Raw genomic sequence first — 1,478 nt, 5'->3', positions numbered from 1 at the left:
GGCCTGCTGCCCAAGCCCTTCGAGCGCGGCGCGCTCACCGCATTGCTCGCCGAGCCGGTGCCAGCGCCGCACTGAAACAAATGCAATTCGCCGTTCACGCACGGCGAGTCTGATGTGCTCCGAGCCGGATCACGGCCCCGACTGCCTTCGCGGCAGGACGCACATCGACAGGAGACATGACATGAACACCATCCCCCGCGCAGCCGCCCTGGCCGCCTTCGCCCTCGTCGCCAGCCTGGCCGCCACTCAGGCGCAGGCCGCGTCGATCAAGATCTCTTGCGGCGCCATCGGCTACGAGCTGGAGCTTTGCAAGAGTGCTGCCGATGCCTGGGCCAAGAAGACCGGCAACGAGGTGCAGGTGGTTGCCACGCCGGCCGACTCGAACGAGCGCCTGGCGCTGTACCAGCAGATTCTGGGCTCGCAGTCCGACAAGATCGACATCTTCCAGATCGACGTGGTCTGGCCCGGCCTGCTGGGCACGCACCTGATCGACCTGACGCCGTATGCCAAGGGCACGCAGTCGCAGCACTTCGAGAGCATCGTCGCCAACAACACCGTGGGCGGCAAGCTGGTCGCCATGCCCTGGTTCACCGACGCCGGCCTGCTGTACTACCGCAAGGACCTGCTGGAGAAATACAAGCAGCCGCTGCCCGTCACCTGGGACGACCTGGCCAAGTCCGCCAAGCTGATCCAGGAAGGCGAGCGCAAGGCCGGCAACGACCGCATGTGGGGCTATGTCTGGCAGGGCCGCGCCTACGAAGGCCTGAGCTGCAATGCGCTGGAATGGCTGGTCAGCTTTGGTGGCGGCAGCGTGGTCGAGCCCAGCGGCAAGATCAGCGTCAACAACCCGCAGGCCGCCGAAGCGCTGCAGACGGCCGCCAGCTGGGTCGGCACCATCTCGCCATCGGCCGTGCTGAACTACGCCGAGGAAGAATCGCGTGGCGTGTTCCAGGCCGGCAATGCCGTCTACATGCGCAACTGGCCGTATGCCTGGGCGCTCTCGCAGGCGGCCGACAGCACGATCAAGGGCAAGGTCGGCATCACCGTGCTGCCCAAGGGCAATGGCGCCAACGGCCGCAGCGCCGCGGCGCTGGGCGGGCACCAGCTGGCAGTCTCGAAGTACAGCAAGAACCCGGCGATTGCCGCGGACCTGGTGATGTACATGACCAGCGCCGAGGTGCAGAAGGAACGCGCGATCAAGGGCTCGTTCAACCCGACCATGCCGGCCCTCTACAAGGACCCGGAAGTCCTGAAGGCCAACCCCTTCATGGGCGAGCTCTACGGCACTTTCGCCAGCGCCGCCGCGCGCCCGGCCACCGTCACCGGTTCGCACTACAACCAGGTCAGCAACGCCTTCTGGAACAGCGCGCACGAAGTGCTGGCCGGCCAGGCCAAGGCCACCGCCGCACTGCCGCAGCTGGAGACCTCTCTGGGCCGCACCAGCCGCGGCGGCAAGTGGAACTGAAGCTGTGACGGAG

1 protein-coding gene is annotated in these 1,478 nt (G+C 66.8%); it reads left to right on the top strand.

Annotated features, from left to right (window positions below; translation table 11 throughout):
* Positions 1-181: 181 nt before the first annotated feature.
* Positions 182-1,465 carry an ABC transporter substrate-binding protein gene (locus tag FKP22_RS30190; protein ID WP_141291899.1) on the top strand — a complete coding sequence of 428 codons (1,284 nt, stop codon included), beginning with the start codon at positions 182-184 and terminating at the stop codon, positions 1,463-1,465.
* Positions 1,466-1,478 lie beyond the last annotated feature (13 nt).

Source organism: Ideonella azotifigens, assembly GCF_006519715.1.
GTDB classification, from domain to species: Bacteria; Pseudomonadota; Gammaproteobacteria; order Burkholderiales; family Burkholderiaceae_C; genus Ideonella; species Ideonella azotifigens.
The sequence above is the reverse complement of the archived record's forward strand: the minus strand, read 5'-3'. Positions and strand labels throughout refer to the sequence as shown.